Origin of the sequence: Candidatus Anaeroferrophillus wilburensis, from assembly GCA_016934315.1 — a bacterium.
Classification (GTDB): Bacteria; Desulfobacterota; Anaeroferrophillalia; order Anaeroferrophillales; family Anaeroferrophillaceae; genus Anaeroferrophillus; species Anaeroferrophillus wilburensis.
Genome location: JAFGSY010000014.1, coordinates 56,117 through 70,832 on the forward strand (window position 1 = coordinate 56,117; position 14,716 = coordinate 70,832).

Genomic DNA, 14,716 nt, shown 5'->3' on the forward strand with positions numbered 1-14,716 from the left:
GTCTCCAACAACACCAGCTGCAGCATATCAGGCAGCTGGATCATCAAGGCGATAACCGACCCCGGTTACCGTCACAATAAGTTCGGGATTCTCGGGATTTTGTTCCAACTTCTGTCGTAGATGTTGGATGTGCACATCAATGGTCCGACTCCAGGAATACAACTTTTTCTGCCCCCACAAGGCATGCCGCAGATCATCTCGGGAGACCACCTGTCCGGCATGGCTGGTCAGAAAACAGAGCAGGTCAAATTCTTTTCTGGTCAGGGCAATCAGCTGGCCTGCCAACCACGCCTGGCGGGAGGACCGGTCAATTGTCAGTTTTCCGCAACGAACACATTCCCGATGGTTATCCTGTGCACGGCTGGCTTCGCGCCGCAGACAGGCTTTGATCCTGGCTTCCAGCTCCAAAAAAGCAAAGGGCTTCACCAGATAATCATCAGCGCCGCACTCAAAGCCAACCACTTTATCAGCCACCGAATCCCTGGCCGTCAGCATGATAATCGGCATATCGTAACCAGCAGCCTTAATTTTCCGACACAGCTGCAAGCCGTCAAGATCAGGGAGGTTCAAATCAAGGATGACCAAATCCGGTGTTTGACGATCCATCTCCACTAAGGTTTCCTGCGCACTCCCAGCCGCTGTTACGGAAAAACCGGCCAGAATCAGGTTGCCCTGCAGCACGGCAACAATGTCAGGGTCATCATCAATCAGCATGATTGATTGTTTCGTCATCCACCACTCCTGGCGCTGCGACTCCCGGTCATCACCCGCCCACCCAGGGGCAGGACAACCGTAAATCTGGTTTCGCCATCCCCTGAACGGGCCTCCAGGCGACCGCCGTGGGCTTCCACCAGCCCCTTGGCAATCGCCAGACCAAGCCCGGCGCTCCTTTTCGAGCCACACCGGGGTTGGCTTTTGTAGCGGGCAAAAAGAGTTGGCAGCTCAGCAGCAGGAATGGCCTCTCCCTGGTTGACCACCGCAACCTCCACCTGCTCACCGGCAACCGTCGTCATTACCAGAGAAACCGTCCCGCCCACCGGGGAGAATTTCACGGCATTATGGAGGAGATTGAGAAACACCTGGTTTATCCGTCGATAATCAAGAGGAACAATGACCTCCTGCAGTTCATCGCTGGAAAGGGTCACCCCTTTATCCCGGGCTGTTGCCTCAAAGAGCAGCACCACTTCCGCCAGCAGTTCCTTGATATTGACCTGCTCAATATCAAGGTCAACTTTTTTCAGCTCTATCCGGGCCAGATCAATGAGATTATTGACCATCAAAATCAGGTTGCTGATATTTTTATCCAACAGTTGCAGAAAAGCAACATGCTCGCGCTCAGTGACCGTTTTCAAGAGATAATCCACCCCTCCCCTGATGGTGGTCAGCGGGGTGCGCAACTCGTGCGAAACCGTAGCCAGAAAATCGGTTTTACGTTCATCCTGGATCCGCAACCGACGATTTGCCTTCTCCAGCTCCAGGTTCGCCTGCCTCAGGGCTGTCGTCGCCCGGACTATTTTCCCCTCCATCGCCGCCCGGCTCTCCCGCACCGTCTCCGTCAGCTGGGAAAAGCTGCGCTCCAGATCACCGATTTCATCTTGCCTGGCTGAAACCGGCACCTGATAGTCGACATCAACCTCAAAACGACGAATACGGCGACGCAGCATTTTGAGAGGCCTGACGGCCAACAGGTGGTTAATGGAAAAAAGCGCCAGGACAGCTACCATGACAATAACGCCGGCAGCGGCAAAAAAAGAATATTTCAGGGCTACCAGCCGCGCTTCAACCTCATGATCAGGAATGATGATGCTGACACACCCCCTGAGGGTGCCCAGTTCATAGCCCCGATACTGGTGGCAGGAAAGACAGGCTGATTCAATATAGAGGGGTGCTATGAGGCGAAACACCTGCTGGCCATCCAGCTCCTGCCGCACGATATATTCCCTGGCCTTCCGCTGGCGAAAAAGATCGAGGGCCAGACGCTCCGTACCATCGGGAGCATTATCCGGGTTGATCAGCTGGGTGCTGGTAAGACGGAAGCTGTACAGTCCCATGCGACTGGCATACTCGGACAACTCGCGGGTAACCATGGCCGGGTTGCGGAGCAGGTATTCTTTATGGGTTTTGGAATCCGCAATACCCCCCTCCTCAAGGTAGGGGTTTGCCTCCAACCCGGCTTTTTTCTCCACATAGACACCACCCATATCCGCCAGCCAGCTGCGGGTCAACAGCACCTGCTGGCAGAGTATCCGGGCCTGCTTATCTACCTGGCTGACAATAAAGTTTTTTTCCAACTGGTAAAAATAGACAAAGATGCCGGCCATCACCACGGTCAGCAAGCTGGCAATCCCGCAGAAATACTTGAAACTCAACCGGCTAACAAACTTTTTTAACCGTTGCAAGGGTAGACGACCTCATGGAGAAGCGCCTTGCTCCTAGGAACAAAAACAAGGTGGCATCCGCAGGAAAGATGAAAATGAGCATTGAACAAAGTACTAACAAATTCCCTCTTCACCGTCAAGCTGCCGGCATCACCATGACAGAAATCAATACCCGCTACGCCGCCATGGAGCCATCATGCTTCCTGAAAGCAAACCAGCACAAACAGTCCGGAGAGCATGTTCACGGCCAATTTTTACCAAAAGTTTACACCCTTTTACCCCCTTTTTACCTCCCGGCCAACTATAGTGCCGATAGAGGACCATCAAATACGCTCATGGCAACGTAAGGCAAAGCTGACAGTTGACAACCAAAACCACTAAGATAAAGGAGGTGACATGTATGGTTGACAAGAAAGACAAGGCCGGTGACGAGCTGAGCCGCCGGGATTTTCTGGCAAACACGGCCATGACTCTCGGATTGGCAGCCAGCCTTGGTACCGGCGTAGTCTACAGCGTCAAGTACCTGGTGCCGGCAAAAAAGAAGGCCACCTTTATCGATGTACTGATCGGCAATCTGAAAGAGCTGCCGTCCGGAACAGCCAAAGAGTTCATTGACGGTCAGGGAAAAAAGGCACTGCTGATCAACAACGGCCAGGAAATCAAGGCATTCTCCAAAATCTGCACACACCTTGGCTGTGAGGTTGACTGGCATGGGGAAAAAAAGCAATTCTACTGTCCCTGCCACGAAGGGTTTTTCGACGCCAACGGCAACGTGCTCGCCGGGCCACCCCCACGCCCCTTGGACGAATATAAAGTAACCGTTAAAGGCGAAAACATTTTTGTCGCCCTGAAAGAGGTGTAATGATGGAAGAAGTGAAAAAAGAAACCGGTTGGATAGACAAGTCCCTGCCGGTTGACTGGGGAAAGGTCAAGGAGGAAGCCATCGGTGAAATTCTGCCCCAGCACATGAAGCTGTGGTGGTATTGCCTCGGTGGCGTCCCGGCCCTGATGTTTCTCCTGCTGATGGTCACCGGCATCATGCTGGCCTTCCACTACGTTCCCCACCCGGACAAGGCCTATGAAAGCGTCGCCCACATAACCCATGACATTCCCTATGGCTGGTGGATACGATCCCTGCATCGCTGGGGGGCCGAAATCATGGTGGTCACCGTTTCCCTCCATGCCATCCGGGTCTTCGCCACCGGCGCCTACCGGCACCCCCGGGAAGTCTGCTGGATCAGCGGCACCCTGCTCCTGTTGTTGACCTTTGGCCTCGGGTTCACCGGCTACTCTCTGGTCTACACCCAGCAGTCCTACTGGGCGATGACCATCGGCACCAGCATTGCCGCCAAAACTCCGGTTATCGGCCCTTTCATTGCCCGCTTCATGCTCGGTGGCGAAGCTATCGGCCCCCACACCCTGAACCGTTTTTTTGTCCTCCATGCGGCAATTCTACCAGTGGTGCTGTTCCTGCTGATTATCGTGCATATTATTGTCATCCGTCTGCACGGGGTGGCGGAACATGTGGTTGGTATGCAGCGTGAAATCGTTCGGGGACTCTCCCGGGGCGATGAATAAATTGAAAAAGGAGGTCACCAAGCCCATGAATGCACCCCAGACACCTACGAAACCGGAAGGATATAAATTTTTTCCCGATCATGTTTTAACCGAAATCAATATCGGCATCTTCATCCTTTTTCTCTGCACGATCCTGGCCATTGTTCTGCCGGCGGAGATGACCGAAAAAGCCAATCCGCTGGTCACACCGGAACACATCAAACCGGAATGGTATTTCTTTCCCATGTACAAGTGGATCAAGCTAACCCCGGAAGCAGTGGGAATCTTTTTCCCCATGGTGGTCGTCGGCATCTTCATCTTCTGGCCTTTTATCGACAGCTGGATTGCCAAAATCACCAACAGCAAAATTCTGCCGGTGATTATCGGCATTATCGGCATGGTTATGGTCACCTCCCTGATGATCATCGAAGCTATACCCTGAGACACACGAACCGGCAATTGCCGTAACTACCTCTATAAAGGAGAATGAGACCATGGATGTAAAAGCAAAAAAATGGCTGGTCTTTGTCATGTGCATCTTCTTTTTGGCCGCCCTTTTTCTGGTGGCCCGGCATGAATCAGATCGCTTCGCCAGCAAGATGGGACTGGAAAGCCATAAAGTTCATGTCAGCGATGCCAGCAAGCCCTGTTTGGAATGTCACAAGCGAAAAGGGGTTGCGCCCAAAATGATCGAACAGTGGGAAGGCAGCATGCACGCCGCCAAGGGCATCGACTGCACCCAGTGCCATACGGCGGAAAAAGACGATTTTGATGCCTTCACCTGTCCGGATTCCAATATCCTGGTGGCAGCATTCCCGACGCCCAAGGACTGCGCCAAGTGCCACAAAGAGGAAGTCCAGGAGTTCACCGAAAGCAAGCACGCCTTTCCCTTCTGGCTCTACGCCAACGCCGACCGGGCGGTTTTCGAGCCGATCATCGGCACCAAACACGGCTGTGAAGAATGCCATCAGATTACCAATCTGTGGCCCGACGGCAGCGTCGGCGAATGCGACGCCTGCCATCCAAAACACAGCTTCAGCCTGGCGGTAGCCCGGCAGCCTGAAACCTGCGGCGAATGTCACATTGGTCCCGACCATCCCCATATTGAGCTGTATCTAGAATCAAAACATGGCAACATCTTCAAAGCCAATCAAGCGAAAATCAACCTTGACTACCACAGCAGCGATGAAAAACCCATCCCCCATGAAGTTCCGGTCTGCACCACCTGCCACATGGATGCGGTTCCCGGCGTTAAAGCAAGCCACAACGTCAGCGCCCGCCTAGCCTGGGAATCCCAGGCCCCCTGGAGCTTCCGCACCGTCTGGTTCGAGGAGAAACTCGGCGACTGGCAGGCAAAACGCAAACGGATGGCAGCTGTCTGCCTCAACTGCCATGGCAGAAGCTTTGTCGACCTGTATATGCTCAACGCTGATTTAACCAATTTGCAATACAACGAGATTCGCCGGGCCTTTGTCTACTGGAACAAAAAATACACCGCCAGCGGCATTGTTGATCGCATCCAGCTAGGTGACAAATTCTATTCCAATCCGGTTATCAACGGCTGGGATGAAAAACCCGAGCATCTCATGTACGATTCCTGGCATCATGAGGGCCGCCGGTTCCGCCATGGCGCCGAAATGATGGGTGCTGACTATACCAACTGGCACGGTGTCTGGGAACTCCAGCACAACCTGATGGAGATGATCGAATACGGCGCCGAACACGGTGATGAAGAAGCTAAAAAAATTGCTGACAGCAACAGTCCCACCAAGTTCATGACCTATAAGATCTATGATATCCCCGGCAACGAATGGGGCATCGGTACCGAGAAAAACCGCCTGCCGGTACTCTATAAAATCATTCCGGATTACTGGGAAAAGGTCAAGGCCAACGTTGAAGCAGCGGTAAAACAGGGGCTGCTTTCCCAGGAGCAGTGGGATATCTGGCTGGAACGATACAACAATCGCGACCATTACCTGGGCACCCAATATCCTCCTCATCCGATCCACGAAGAATATCTGGAACGCTTCCAGTATGACATGAAAACAATGAACGAGCAGGTTATCAAGCTTGATCTGCCTGCGGCAGCCCCGTTCAATGATGTCCAATAACCGTTACCGGCCGGCGGCCCGTTGCCGCCGGCCGGGCATCATCCCCTGGAGGTTCTCATGAAAAAATTGCTTTTCATCATGGCACTCGGAACGGCCACGTTGTTTCTGCTGGCATACCCAAAAACCGGCGTTCTGGCTGCCGACAATCAACATCAGCAGCTCTTCGAGAGCAAATGCAGCAAATGTCATGCACTTGACCGGGTCAAAAATGCCCACCAGACCAAAGCGCAGCTGAGTGAAACTATCAAGCGGATGGCGAAAAAGCAAGGCGCTGATATTTCAGCAGAAGACCTTGAAGCGCTGGATGAGTATATCCTAACCCTGGACCTTGATACCGGTTCCTGATATAGCATGGCGGCGGGAAGAAGATGGCAGCTGCTTCTTCCCGCCTTTGCACCTTTGATTGTCAAACAGGATCGTATACCAATGATGAGAAAACCGCTTAACCTGATCATACCCTTTACCCTGGTTGTTGTTTTAACCGTGGCACTCATGCTTCCCGGCATATCCCTGTCTGCAGATGAGCAAACTCTGGCCACCATTGACAGCCAGATCATTACCGGCAGCACTTTTGAAGCATACCTCGAGCTTTTCAAAGGCAATCCCCGATACCAACCAGGCACCCGGGAAGCCAAGGAAAAACTGCTGCAGCACCTGATCAATCGCACCATCCTGTTGCAGTATGCCGAAGAGAACGGTTATGCGGACCTGGAGGAACTCAGCAAACACCAGCACCTGAGCAGGGAGGAAAAAGAAACCCTCATCCTCCGGCGGCTGCTCACCGACCTGGTTTCAAGCCAGGTTGCCATCTCTCAGACGGATATTGACCGGTACCTGCAAAACCACCCACAGCTCACCCGCACCCATGCTGAAGAAAATATAGCCGCTGAAAAACAGCAGGAGATTTTTCACCAACTCATGAACAAGCTGAAAAAGAAGCACACCATTACCATCTACCAGGAAAACCTGTAATACAAAATTTTTTGGCAATAATCCTTTATCGTAAAAAGTGCTTTCCGGACTGTCTTATAGCAGGCACTTGACAATTATACATTATGCAATACGCAAAGAGTCGATGGAAACCCACTGTCGAGCGTACACCTCCTTCACCTCATGACCACTACAAAAAGGGAGGAACCCACCATGGCTAGGAAAACCATCACCAGAAGAACGTTTTTAGGCACCATGGCCGCCGGCGCTGCAGCCACCACCCTTCTCCCTTCCCTGGTTGCCTGCAACAGCAGGCTGAAAAGAGGAGAATTCGTCGGCAGGCGACTCCACACCGCCGGCGAAGAAGCCTACCGTCAAGCCTTCGTTTTCGATAAAACAGTCAGAACAAGCTGCGCCGGCAACTGTACCCAAGCCTGTGGCTGGAACGCTTTTGTCAAGGGTGATAAGTATATCGTTGCCAGCGAACCGGCCGGCGATTACGACCGCTTCGACCCGGTTCTGGGCACCCAGTACAATCCCCGGGGTTGCATGCGGGGAGCCAGCTACCTGAAATATATCAACAGCCCGGTACGCCTGAAACACCCGCTGATCCGGGTCGGCAGACGGGGTGAAGGAAAATTCCGCCGGGCCACGTGGGACGAGGCCATGAACCTGATCACCACCAGGATGACCAACATCGTCCGCCGGGATGGCTCCGACGCCATCGCCTTTTTCTGCCCGATCCCCTCGTTCAACTATGTGTCAGCCGGAGCCGGTTACCGGCTCTGCAAACTGATGGGAGCTGCCGGACCATTAAGTTTCTATGACTGGTATTGTGATTTGCCCCCCGGTGAGCCCATGACCTGGGCTTTCCAGACCGACGAGTGTGAAGAAGCCGACTGGATCAATGCTAAACTCTTGATTTTTTGGGGTGCCAATGTCGCTGAGTCGCGGCTGGCAGCCGCCCACCTGCTGCCTGAATCCCGCTACCGGGGCGCTAAAGTGGTGGGCATTTTCACCGATTATAATGCCACTGCCCGGATGGCGGATCAATTCATCTCGCCAAAACCAGGTACTGATGCCGCCATGATCATGGGCCTGATCAAGATTTTACTGGATAACCAGTGGTATGATGAGGAGTATACCAAGACCTTCACCGACCTCCCTTTGCTGATCAGAAGCGACAACAAAAAGTTCCTCCGGGAAACCGACATGGTGCCCGGCGGCAGCCCTTTCAAACTCTATCTCTGGGACCGGAAAAGCAACTGGCCGGCCTTGGCGCCGGGCACCATGGGCGACCAGCGGGACACCCTTGACCTGGCGGCCTGCAATCTTGATCCCCTCCTTGACTTTTCCGGCCGGGTGACGCTGAACAATGGTCAGGGGATTGCAATCCAGACCGTATTCAACCGTCTGCGCGAGGAAGTTAAAAGCTACACGCCGCAAAAAGTAACGGCGATCACCAGCGTCGGGGGCCAAACTCTGAAAAAGCTGGCTTATGACCTGCATACCATGAAACCGGCGATGATTGTTGAAGGAGGCGGCACAAACCACTGGTTCCACAACGACATCAACAATCGCGCCATGATTCTCCTGATGGCCCTGACCGGTAATATTGGCAAAAGCGGCAGCGGTTTCAACCAGTACACCGGTCAGTATAAGGTCTGGCTCAGCGGCTTGGGTGCCTACGGCATGATCGCCAAAGCCCGGCCGCAGAACGGCACCCTTTTCGTCTGGTCCCACTACGACGCCCAACTCTGGCAGTTGGGAAAAACCTTTCCGGAGCTGGTTGCCGCCATCGAAAAAGGCAGCCTCACCACACTGCCCAACGGCGTTCCGGTCAGCGCCGACCCGCAAGCCGGCTGGGCCTATAATTACTACCTGCTGATTCAATCCCTGGCCAACAAATGGATGCCGGTTTATCCCAAGCCGCCCAAAAGACCCAAGGCGATGGTCATCTGGCGGGCCAATTTTCTCAACCAGGGCAAAAGCGGGCACCGCACCAAAGAGTGGTTTGCCGACGAGCAGCTGCTGGAATTGGTGGTCACCATTGATTTTCGCGTCACCTCCACCGGCATGTATGCCGATGTTATCCTGCCGGCGGCCACTTGGTATGAAAAATTCGATATTGAAACCACCCCCATGCACCCTTATCTCCAGGCCCAGAGTGCCTGTATCAAACCCCTGTATGAAGCCCGGACCGATTTTGACATTTTCAAAGACTTGGCCAAACGACTCCAGGATGAGGCGAAAGAACTGGTGGCAGGCGGTCAGTGGAACGGCACCTGGGATGACCGGGAGAAAAAACAGATCATCGATTTCACCACCCTGTATGATACCTTCACCGCTGGCGGCACGCTGGACAGCGATGTCCAAGCGGCAAAATTCATCCTCGAAAAAAGCCCGATGATCTATCCCAACCCGGATGAATATCGACAAAACAAGGCTGCTTTCGCCCCCGAGATGCAAAAACTGATTGAAGAAAAACTCTTTGCCGGTAATATTTCCGGCTACCTTGACGGCATCATCGAGCTGATCAAAGAGGCCCCCGTACCCTTTCCGGCGGCCCAATACAAACGGCCGCTGGTGCCGTTCGCCGAAAATGTCGCACAGAAACTGCCCTGGCCGGGCGGCGGCACACTGGCTGCGGAAAAGGTCGCCATCGCCCCCGGCATTACCATGCCCAAGCTCTACGCAAAAAAATTCCTCGGCATGATTGCCCCCAAAACCCTCACCGGCCGCCAGCAGTTCTACATCGACCACTCCACGTTCCTAACCTCAAATAATGAACTGCCCATCTATCAGGAACCTGAGTATGATCTGCTGCCGGACGGCAAGACTCGGGCACCACTGAAATTCAATTCCCCGCACGGCCGCTGGGGAACCCACTCCACCTTCAGGGATATTGACGTGCTGCTCCGCCTGCAGCGTGGCGAGGTGATCATCATGATGGCCGCCACCGATGCCCGGCAGCGCCGCATTACGGATGGTGATGTGGTCAAGGTTTTCAACCAGTACGGTGAAATGGTCTGTAAGGTGAAGGTTTCTCCGGGCATTCGCAGCGGGGAGGTCCGGGTCGAAAACGGCGGTGAGATGTTCAACTGCCGGGCAGGATGGTTCAACCTCCTTACTCCGATCCGCCCCAAACCGACCCAGGCGGCCAAGTATCCAGAAGAACCCGATGCCCCATACCATCATTTGAAATACGGCTGGAACCTCTGGGGCGTTACCGGCAACGAATGTGACACCTCGGTTGAAGTGACAAAGATTTGAAAACGAATCATCTTCAACCTTCAGCCAACTATCTGACAAGGAGGATGCCATGTGGGGAATGGTTATTGATCTCAATAAATGTCTGGGCTGCCAGTCCTGCACCGTCGCCTGCAAAATGTTGTGGAGTGACCGGAGCGGCGCCGATCACATGTGGTTTACCATCGTTGAAACCAGACCGGGCAGCGGCTATCCAAGCAACTGGGAAGAAAAATCCATCAAAAGACTACCCATGGCCAACAGTGATTATGAAACAGTACCCACCTTCGACTACCAGAAACTGCAGAACAACCCCGGCAAAGGGATGCCCAAAGTTCTTGCCGACCTGAAAAGCGGCCCCAACTGGGATGAAGACATCGGCCAGGGAACAACTGTCAATGATGCCTGGTTTTACTACCTGCCGATCAACTGCATGCACTGCCAGGAGCCCCCATGTATTCCCGCATGCCCGGAACAAGCAATCTATAAGCGGGCTGACGGCACGGTGCTTATCGATGCGGAACTCTGCCAGGGAGCAACGGACTGTGTTGACGCCTGCCCATACAAACGCATCTTCATCAACAAGAACACTGATAAAGCGGAAAAATGCATCCTCTGCTACCCGCGGGTAGAAAAGGGCATGCCGCCCATCTGCGTCCAGAACTGCCCCGGCAAGGCTCGCTTTTTCGGCGACCTCGACGACCCCGATAGCCCGGTGTACCAACTGGTGAAAACATTCAAGGTAGCCCTGCCCCTGCATCCTGAATTCGGCACCAAACCGCAGATCTTTTATATTCCGCCAATCTTCGGCCCGACCGCCATCGACAGTCAGGGAAACAGCAGCGGCCAACGGGAGGACAGTGCTTACCTGAAAAAACAGTTCGGCCCCGGAATCGACCAGGTAAAGACAACCCTGGAAAGGGAATGCAGCAAAAAAGAATCGGCACTGATGGACCTTTTGTGCACGTACCCGACCTGGAAGATATAAACTCCATAAAAAAGGGAGGGACAGCCTTTGAGGTCATCCTTTCTTGGAACCCGGCTAAGGAGGCAGGGCAATGATCAACCGTCAGGATATCGCCAGAAGTGCTATCTACAAATATCTTTCCCTGGCCACCGACTATCCTTCCGGGATGACTGCCGAGATCCTCGGCAACAGGTCTTTATTCAAAGAAACCGAGCGCTATCTACAGGAACTGCCGGCGGTTTACCAGCCTTTGGCCGAAGAGTTGCTAATCCTGGAAGAAGAATTGGCTGCTTTTGCGCAATTGGTCGACCTGCAGGTCACCTATACCACCCATTTTGACCTGGCGGTCAACACACTGTCATTTTCACTCTATGAGTCCGCCAACATCATGCCAACTGCAGACGCAAAAAAAATTGCTGCTTTTCTTGCCGACCTCGAAGCATTGTACAGTCGGCAGGGAATCGTGCTCAGCGATCGGGATATGCCTGATCATCTGGCCACTGAGCTGGAATTCATGCATTTTCTCTGCACCAACCACAAAACTGAACAGCAGGCGGCTTTTCTCTTTGAGCATGTAGCCAACTGGACCCCGAAACTGGCACAATCAATCTTTGCGCAGGCTACCATCCCCTTTTATGCCCGGTTGCTCATGGTGACCGCTCGGTTTGTGGAAATCGACCGCTACTATCTTTCTCAGCCGGGCTGTTTGCATTAATCCACACTGAACACCTGCAACTGCATGATGCTGCAGGTGCTGCTTCCTTTTCCCGGACGTTTAAGGCAATACCTCAAGATATTGCCTTAAACGCCCGCATCCGATCAGGCCCAAACCCTGAATGGTTTCACCCCCCCACATTGTCCGACAATTTTTTTTAAAAAAATCTCCCCGGTTGACTTAAGTCAAAGGGAAAAAGTTGACGACCTGATAAATCATGATTAAATTAATCAATATTACCACAATACACTACGGGAAAGGAGATCATCATGTTTTGTTTTCAATGTCAGGAAACCGCTAAAAACCAGGGATGTACCATCAAGGGTGTCTGCGGCAAACCGGAGGAAACTGCCAACCTGCAGGATTTGCTTATTCATGTCCTCAAAGGAATCGCGGTGTACGGTGAAAAACTCAAAGCGTTCGGCATGCTGGATAAGGAGAGCGGTCTCTTTGTCGCCAAAACCCTGTTCGCCACGATTACCAACGTCGGCTGGGACAATGACCGGTTCGTGGCCATGATCAGAGAAGGTCTGCGGCACCGGAATCAATTGCGGGACAGCTTTTTGACCACCTATCGGAAAAAGAATGGCAGAGATTTTACCGAAGCGCTGCCCGATGCCGCCACCTGGCAGGCCGATACGGTTGCCGAGTTTGAGGAAAAAGCAACATCGGTCGGCGTACTGGCAACCGACAATGAGGATGTCCGGTCGCTGCGGGAACTGCTGATTATTGGCGTCAAAGGGATAGCCGCCTACGCCGATCATGCCGCCATCCTCGGTTTTGAGCAGGATGACATCTACGAGTTCCTGATGGAGTCCCTGGCCTCCACCACCAAGGACCTGTCGGTGGACGAGATGGTCGGTCTGGTGATGAAAGCCGGTGAAACGGCAGTCAAGACCATGGCCCTGCTGGACAAGGCCAATACCACCACCTACGGCAACCCGGAAATCACCGAAGTGAATCTCGGCGTCCGCAATAATCCCGGGATCCTGATCAGTGGTCATGATCTTAAAGATATGGACGAACTGCTCAAACAAACCGAAGGTACGGGGATCGATGTCTACACCCACGGGGAGATGCTGCCGGCCAATTACTACCCTGCTTTCAAAAAATATGACCATTTCGTCGGCAACTATGGCAGCTCCTGGTGGCACCAGAATCAGGAATTCGAGTCATTCAACGGGCCGATCCTGCTGACCACCAACTGCCTGGTTCCCCTGAAAAAAGAAAACACCTATCTTGACCGCCTGTTCACCACCGGCGTCGTCAGCTACGTGGGGGCCAGCCATATTGCAGACCGAACCGCCGGCGGTGCCAAAGATTTTTCCGCGCTCATTGCCCGGGCCAAACAATGCAGCGCGCCCACTGAAATCGAGACCGGCTCCCTGGTCGGCGGCTTCGGCCATAACCAGGTACTGGCGTTGGCCGATAAAGTTGTCGAGGCGGTCAAGTCAGGTGCAGTTAAACGCTTTGTGGTTATGGCCGGCTGCGACGGCCGCCAGAAATCACGCAGCTACTACACGGAAGTTGCGGAACAGCTGCCCGGCGACACCATCATTCTGACCGCCGGCTGCGCCAAATATCGTTACAACAAACTCCAGCTCGGCGATATCGGCGGCATCCCGAGGATCCTTGACGCGGGGCAATGCAACGATTCCTATTCCCTGGCGGTCATCGCCCTGAAGCTGAAAGAGGTTTTCGGCCTGGAGGACATCAACGAACTGCCCATCTCCTATGACATCGCCTGGTATGAGCAGAAAGCGGTCGCCGTCCTGCTGGCCCTCCTGTTCCTCGGTGTCAAGGGCATCCGCTTGGGACCAACCTTGCCGGCGTTTCTTTCCCCGGCCGTTGCCAATGTTCTGGTGGAAAAGTTCAACATCAAACCCATCGACACGGTGGAAAACGATATTGCCGCAATGATGAAGGGTGCATAATCACCCCGGCGAAGCACAGGTTTTGTGAGCTTGAGATGGCCTACAGAACCACTTTGCAACAAACACGCTGAATTCCCCCGGCGGCGGGCACCAACCGCCGCCGGGAATCACAAGGGAGAAAACCATGAAATGTCCCGGTCAGGACACCCGCTACTGGAAGCATGATGCTATTTTCGACAGCCCCTGCCCCAAGTGCGGCCAGATGCTGGAGTTCTTCAAGGACCAGACAACTACCCGCTGCAAAGGCTGCGGCGAGCAGATTATCAATCCGAAGATGGATTTCGGCTGTGCTTCCTATTGCCAGTATGCTGAACAGTGTCTGGGGGAACTTCCGCCGGAGCTGCTGGCCAAACGGGATGATCTGCTGAAGGATCGGGTGGCCGTCCAGATAAAACATTATCTGAAAAAGGATTTCAAGCGCATCGGCCACGCCACCCGGGTCGCCCGCTATGCAGAAAAAATCGTCCAGCAGGAAGGCGGTATACCGGCAGTTGTGCTCTGTGCCGCCTACCTGATGGATATCGGCGCCCGGGAGGCGCTGGAAAAGCATGGCCAGGCTGATCCGGCAGCGTTGGAAAAGGAGGGCCCGGCAGTGGCCCGCAAACTGCTCGCCACCCTGAGTGCCAAGGAACCAATAATCAACGAAGTATGCGATATCATCGCCCACCGGCAGCCGCGGCCGCAGGAAACCGTCAATTACCGGTGCGTCCATGATGCCGAACGGTTGGTCACCCTGATGGAACAGCAGAAAGACAAACCCCATGCGCCAGAGGCCATGATTGGACTCATCGACGAAACTTTCCTGACGGCAAGCGGCCGCCAATTGGCCCGCACTCTGCTGCTGACAGAAGCAAAAGACTGACGCTCATACCTGT

Annotated in this window: 14 protein-coding genes; 12 read left to right on the plus strand and 2 right to left on the minus strand. The window is 53.8% G+C overall.

The annotated features are described in order from the left end of the window. Window positions 1-27: 27 nt before the first annotated feature. The gene (locus JXO50_03770; GenBank protein MBN2332206.1) at window positions 28-732 is read right to left on the minus strand and encodes a response regulator transcription factor; all 705 of its coding nucleotides are present in this window, start codon (window positions 730-732) and stop codon (window positions 28-30) included. Continuing rightward, entirely contained in the window at window positions 729-2,369 is a 1,641-nt protein-coding gene (locus tag JXO50_03775) for a DUF3365 domain-containing protein (protein MBN2332207.1), read from the minus strand. The genes JXO50_03770 and JXO50_03775 overlap by 4 nt, the downstream gene beginning before the upstream one ends. Window positions 2,370-2,413: 44 nt before the next feature. On the opposite strand from JXO50_03775, the gene JXO50_03780 reads away from it, so the two are divergent. The 12 genes from JXO50_03780 (at window position 2,414) to JXO50_03835 (ending at window position 14,703) form a co-directional block, all read left to right on the plus strand. Next, window positions 2,414-2,725, plus strand: a complete 312-nt coding sequence (locus JXO50_03780; GenBank protein ID MBN2332208.1) for a hypothetical protein — start codon at window positions 2,414-2,416, stop codon at window positions 2,723-2,725. A gap of 119 nt (window positions 2,726-2,844) precedes the next feature. Further along, a complete protein-coding gene (locus tag JXO50_03785; protein ID MBN2332209.1) occupies window positions 2,845-3,240 on the plus strand; it encodes a Rieske (2Fe-2S) protein in 396 nt (131 codons plus the stop codon). Beyond that, window positions 3,240-3,956 carry a cytochrome b N-terminal domain-containing protein gene (locus JXO50_03790; protein MBN2332210.1) on the plus strand — a complete coding sequence of 239 codons (717 nt, stop codon included), beginning with the start codon at window positions 3,240-3,242 and terminating at the stop codon, window positions 3,954-3,956. Before JXO50_03785 ends, JXO50_03790 begins: the two co-directional genes overlap by 1 nt. After that, entirely contained in the window at window positions 3,949-4,377 is a 429-nt protein-coding gene (locus tag JXO50_03795) for a hypothetical protein (GenBank protein MBN2332211.1), read from the plus strand. The genes JXO50_03790 and JXO50_03795 overlap by 8 nt, the downstream gene beginning before the upstream one ends. A gap of 52 nt (window positions 4,378-4,429) precedes the next feature. After that, window positions 4,430-6,046 carry a cytochrome C gene (locus JXO50_03800; GenBank protein MBN2332212.1) on the plus strand — a complete coding sequence of 539 codons (1,617 nt, stop codon included), beginning with the start codon at window positions 4,430-4,432 and terminating at the stop codon, window positions 6,044-6,046. Between the two features lie 57 nt (window positions 6,047-6,103). Continuing rightward, window positions 6,104-6,391: a photosystem P840 reaction-center cytochrome c-551 gene (locus JXO50_03805; protein MBN2332213.1), complete on the plus strand. Its 288-nt coding sequence runs from the start codon at window positions 6,104-6,106 to the stop codon at window positions 6,389-6,391. A gap of 81 nt (window positions 6,392-6,472) precedes the next feature. Then, window positions 6,473-7,018 (plus strand): hypothetical protein, encoded by a 546-nt coding sequence (locus JXO50_03810; GenBank protein MBN2332214.1) that lies wholly within the window; start codon window positions 6,473-6,475, stop codon window positions 7,016-7,018. Window positions 7,019-7,189: 171 nt separating this feature from the next. Beyond that, on the plus strand, window positions 7,190-10,249 hold the full coding sequence (locus JXO50_03815) for a molybdopterin-dependent oxidoreductase (protein ID MBN2332215.1): 3,060 nt from the start codon (window positions 7,190-7,192) through the stop codon (window positions 10,247-10,249). A 49-nt stretch (window positions 10,250-10,298) separates the two neighbouring features. Next, window positions 10,299-11,213 (plus strand): 4Fe-4S dicluster domain-containing protein, encoded by a 915-nt coding sequence (locus tag JXO50_03820; protein MBN2332216.1) that lies wholly within the window; start codon window positions 10,299-10,301, stop codon window positions 11,211-11,213. Window positions 11,214-11,283: 70 nt separating this feature from the next. Next, on the plus strand, window positions 11,284-11,907 hold the full coding sequence (locus JXO50_03825; GenBank protein ID MBN2332217.1) for a molecular chaperone TorD family protein: 624 nt from the start codon (window positions 11,284-11,286) through the stop codon (window positions 11,905-11,907). A gap of 269 nt (window positions 11,908-12,176) precedes the next feature. Beyond that, a complete protein-coding gene (hcp, locus tag JXO50_03830; GenBank protein MBN2332218.1) occupies window positions 12,177-13,841 on the plus strand; it encodes a hydroxylamine reductase in 1,665 nt (554 codons plus the stop codon). Between the two features lie 124 nt (window positions 13,842-13,965). Beyond that, window positions 13,966-14,703, plus strand: coding sequence for a phosphohydrolase (locus JXO50_03835; GenBank protein ID MBN2332219.1), 738 nt, complete (start codon window positions 13,966-13,968; stop codon window positions 14,701-14,703). The last annotated feature ends 13 nt before the right edge of the window (window positions 14,704-14,716 follow it).

Bases quoted from the DNA above. Each gene is read 5' to 3' on its own strand.
- JXO50_03835 (MBN2332219.1), top strand. From the start codon at position 13,966: ATGAAATGTCCCGGTCAGGACACCCGCTACTGGAAGCATGATGCTATT.
- JXO50_03815 (MBN2332215.1), top strand. From the start codon at position 7,190: ATGGCTAGGAAAACCATCACCAGAAGAACGTTTTTAGGCACCATGGCC.
- JXO50_03790 (MBN2332210.1), top strand. From the start codon at position 3,240: ATGATGGAAGAAGTGAAAAAAGAAACCGGTTGGATAGACAAGTCCCTG.
- JXO50_03820 (MBN2332216.1), top strand. From the start codon at position 10,299: ATGTGGGGAATGGTTATTGATCTCAATAAATGTCTGGGCTGCCAGTCC.
- JXO50_03795 (MBN2332211.1), top strand. From the start codon at position 3,949: ATGAATAAATTGAAAAAGGAGGTCACCAAGCCCATGAATGCACCCCAG.
- JXO50_03810 (MBN2332214.1), top strand. From the start codon at position 6,473: ATGATGAGAAAACCGCTTAACCTGATCATACCCTTTACCCTGGTTGTT.
- JXO50_03800 (MBN2332212.1), top strand. From the start codon at position 4,430: ATGGATGTAAAAGCAAAAAAATGGCTGGTCTTTGTCATGTGCATCTTC.
- JXO50_03825 (MBN2332217.1), top strand. From the start codon at position 11,284: ATGATCAACCGTCAGGATATCGCCAGAAGTGCTATCTACAAATATCTT.
- JXO50_03770 (MBN2332206.1), bottom strand. From the start codon at position 732: ATGACGAAACAATCAATCATGCTGATTGATGATGACCCTGACATTGTT.
- JXO50_03805 (MBN2332213.1), top strand. From the start codon at position 6,104: ATGAAAAAATTGCTTTTCATCATGGCACTCGGAACGGCCACGTTGTTT.
- hcp (MBN2332218.1), top strand. From the start codon at position 12,177: ATGTTTTGTTTTCAATGTCAGGAAACCGCTAAAAACCAGGGATGTACC.
- JXO50_03785 (MBN2332209.1), top strand. From the start codon at position 2,845: ATGACTCTCGGATTGGCAGCCAGCCTTGGTACCGGCGTAGTCTACAGC.
- JXO50_03780 (MBN2332208.1), top strand. From the start codon at position 2,414: ATGGAGAAGCGCCTTGCTCCTAGGAACAAAAACAAGGTGGCATCCGCA.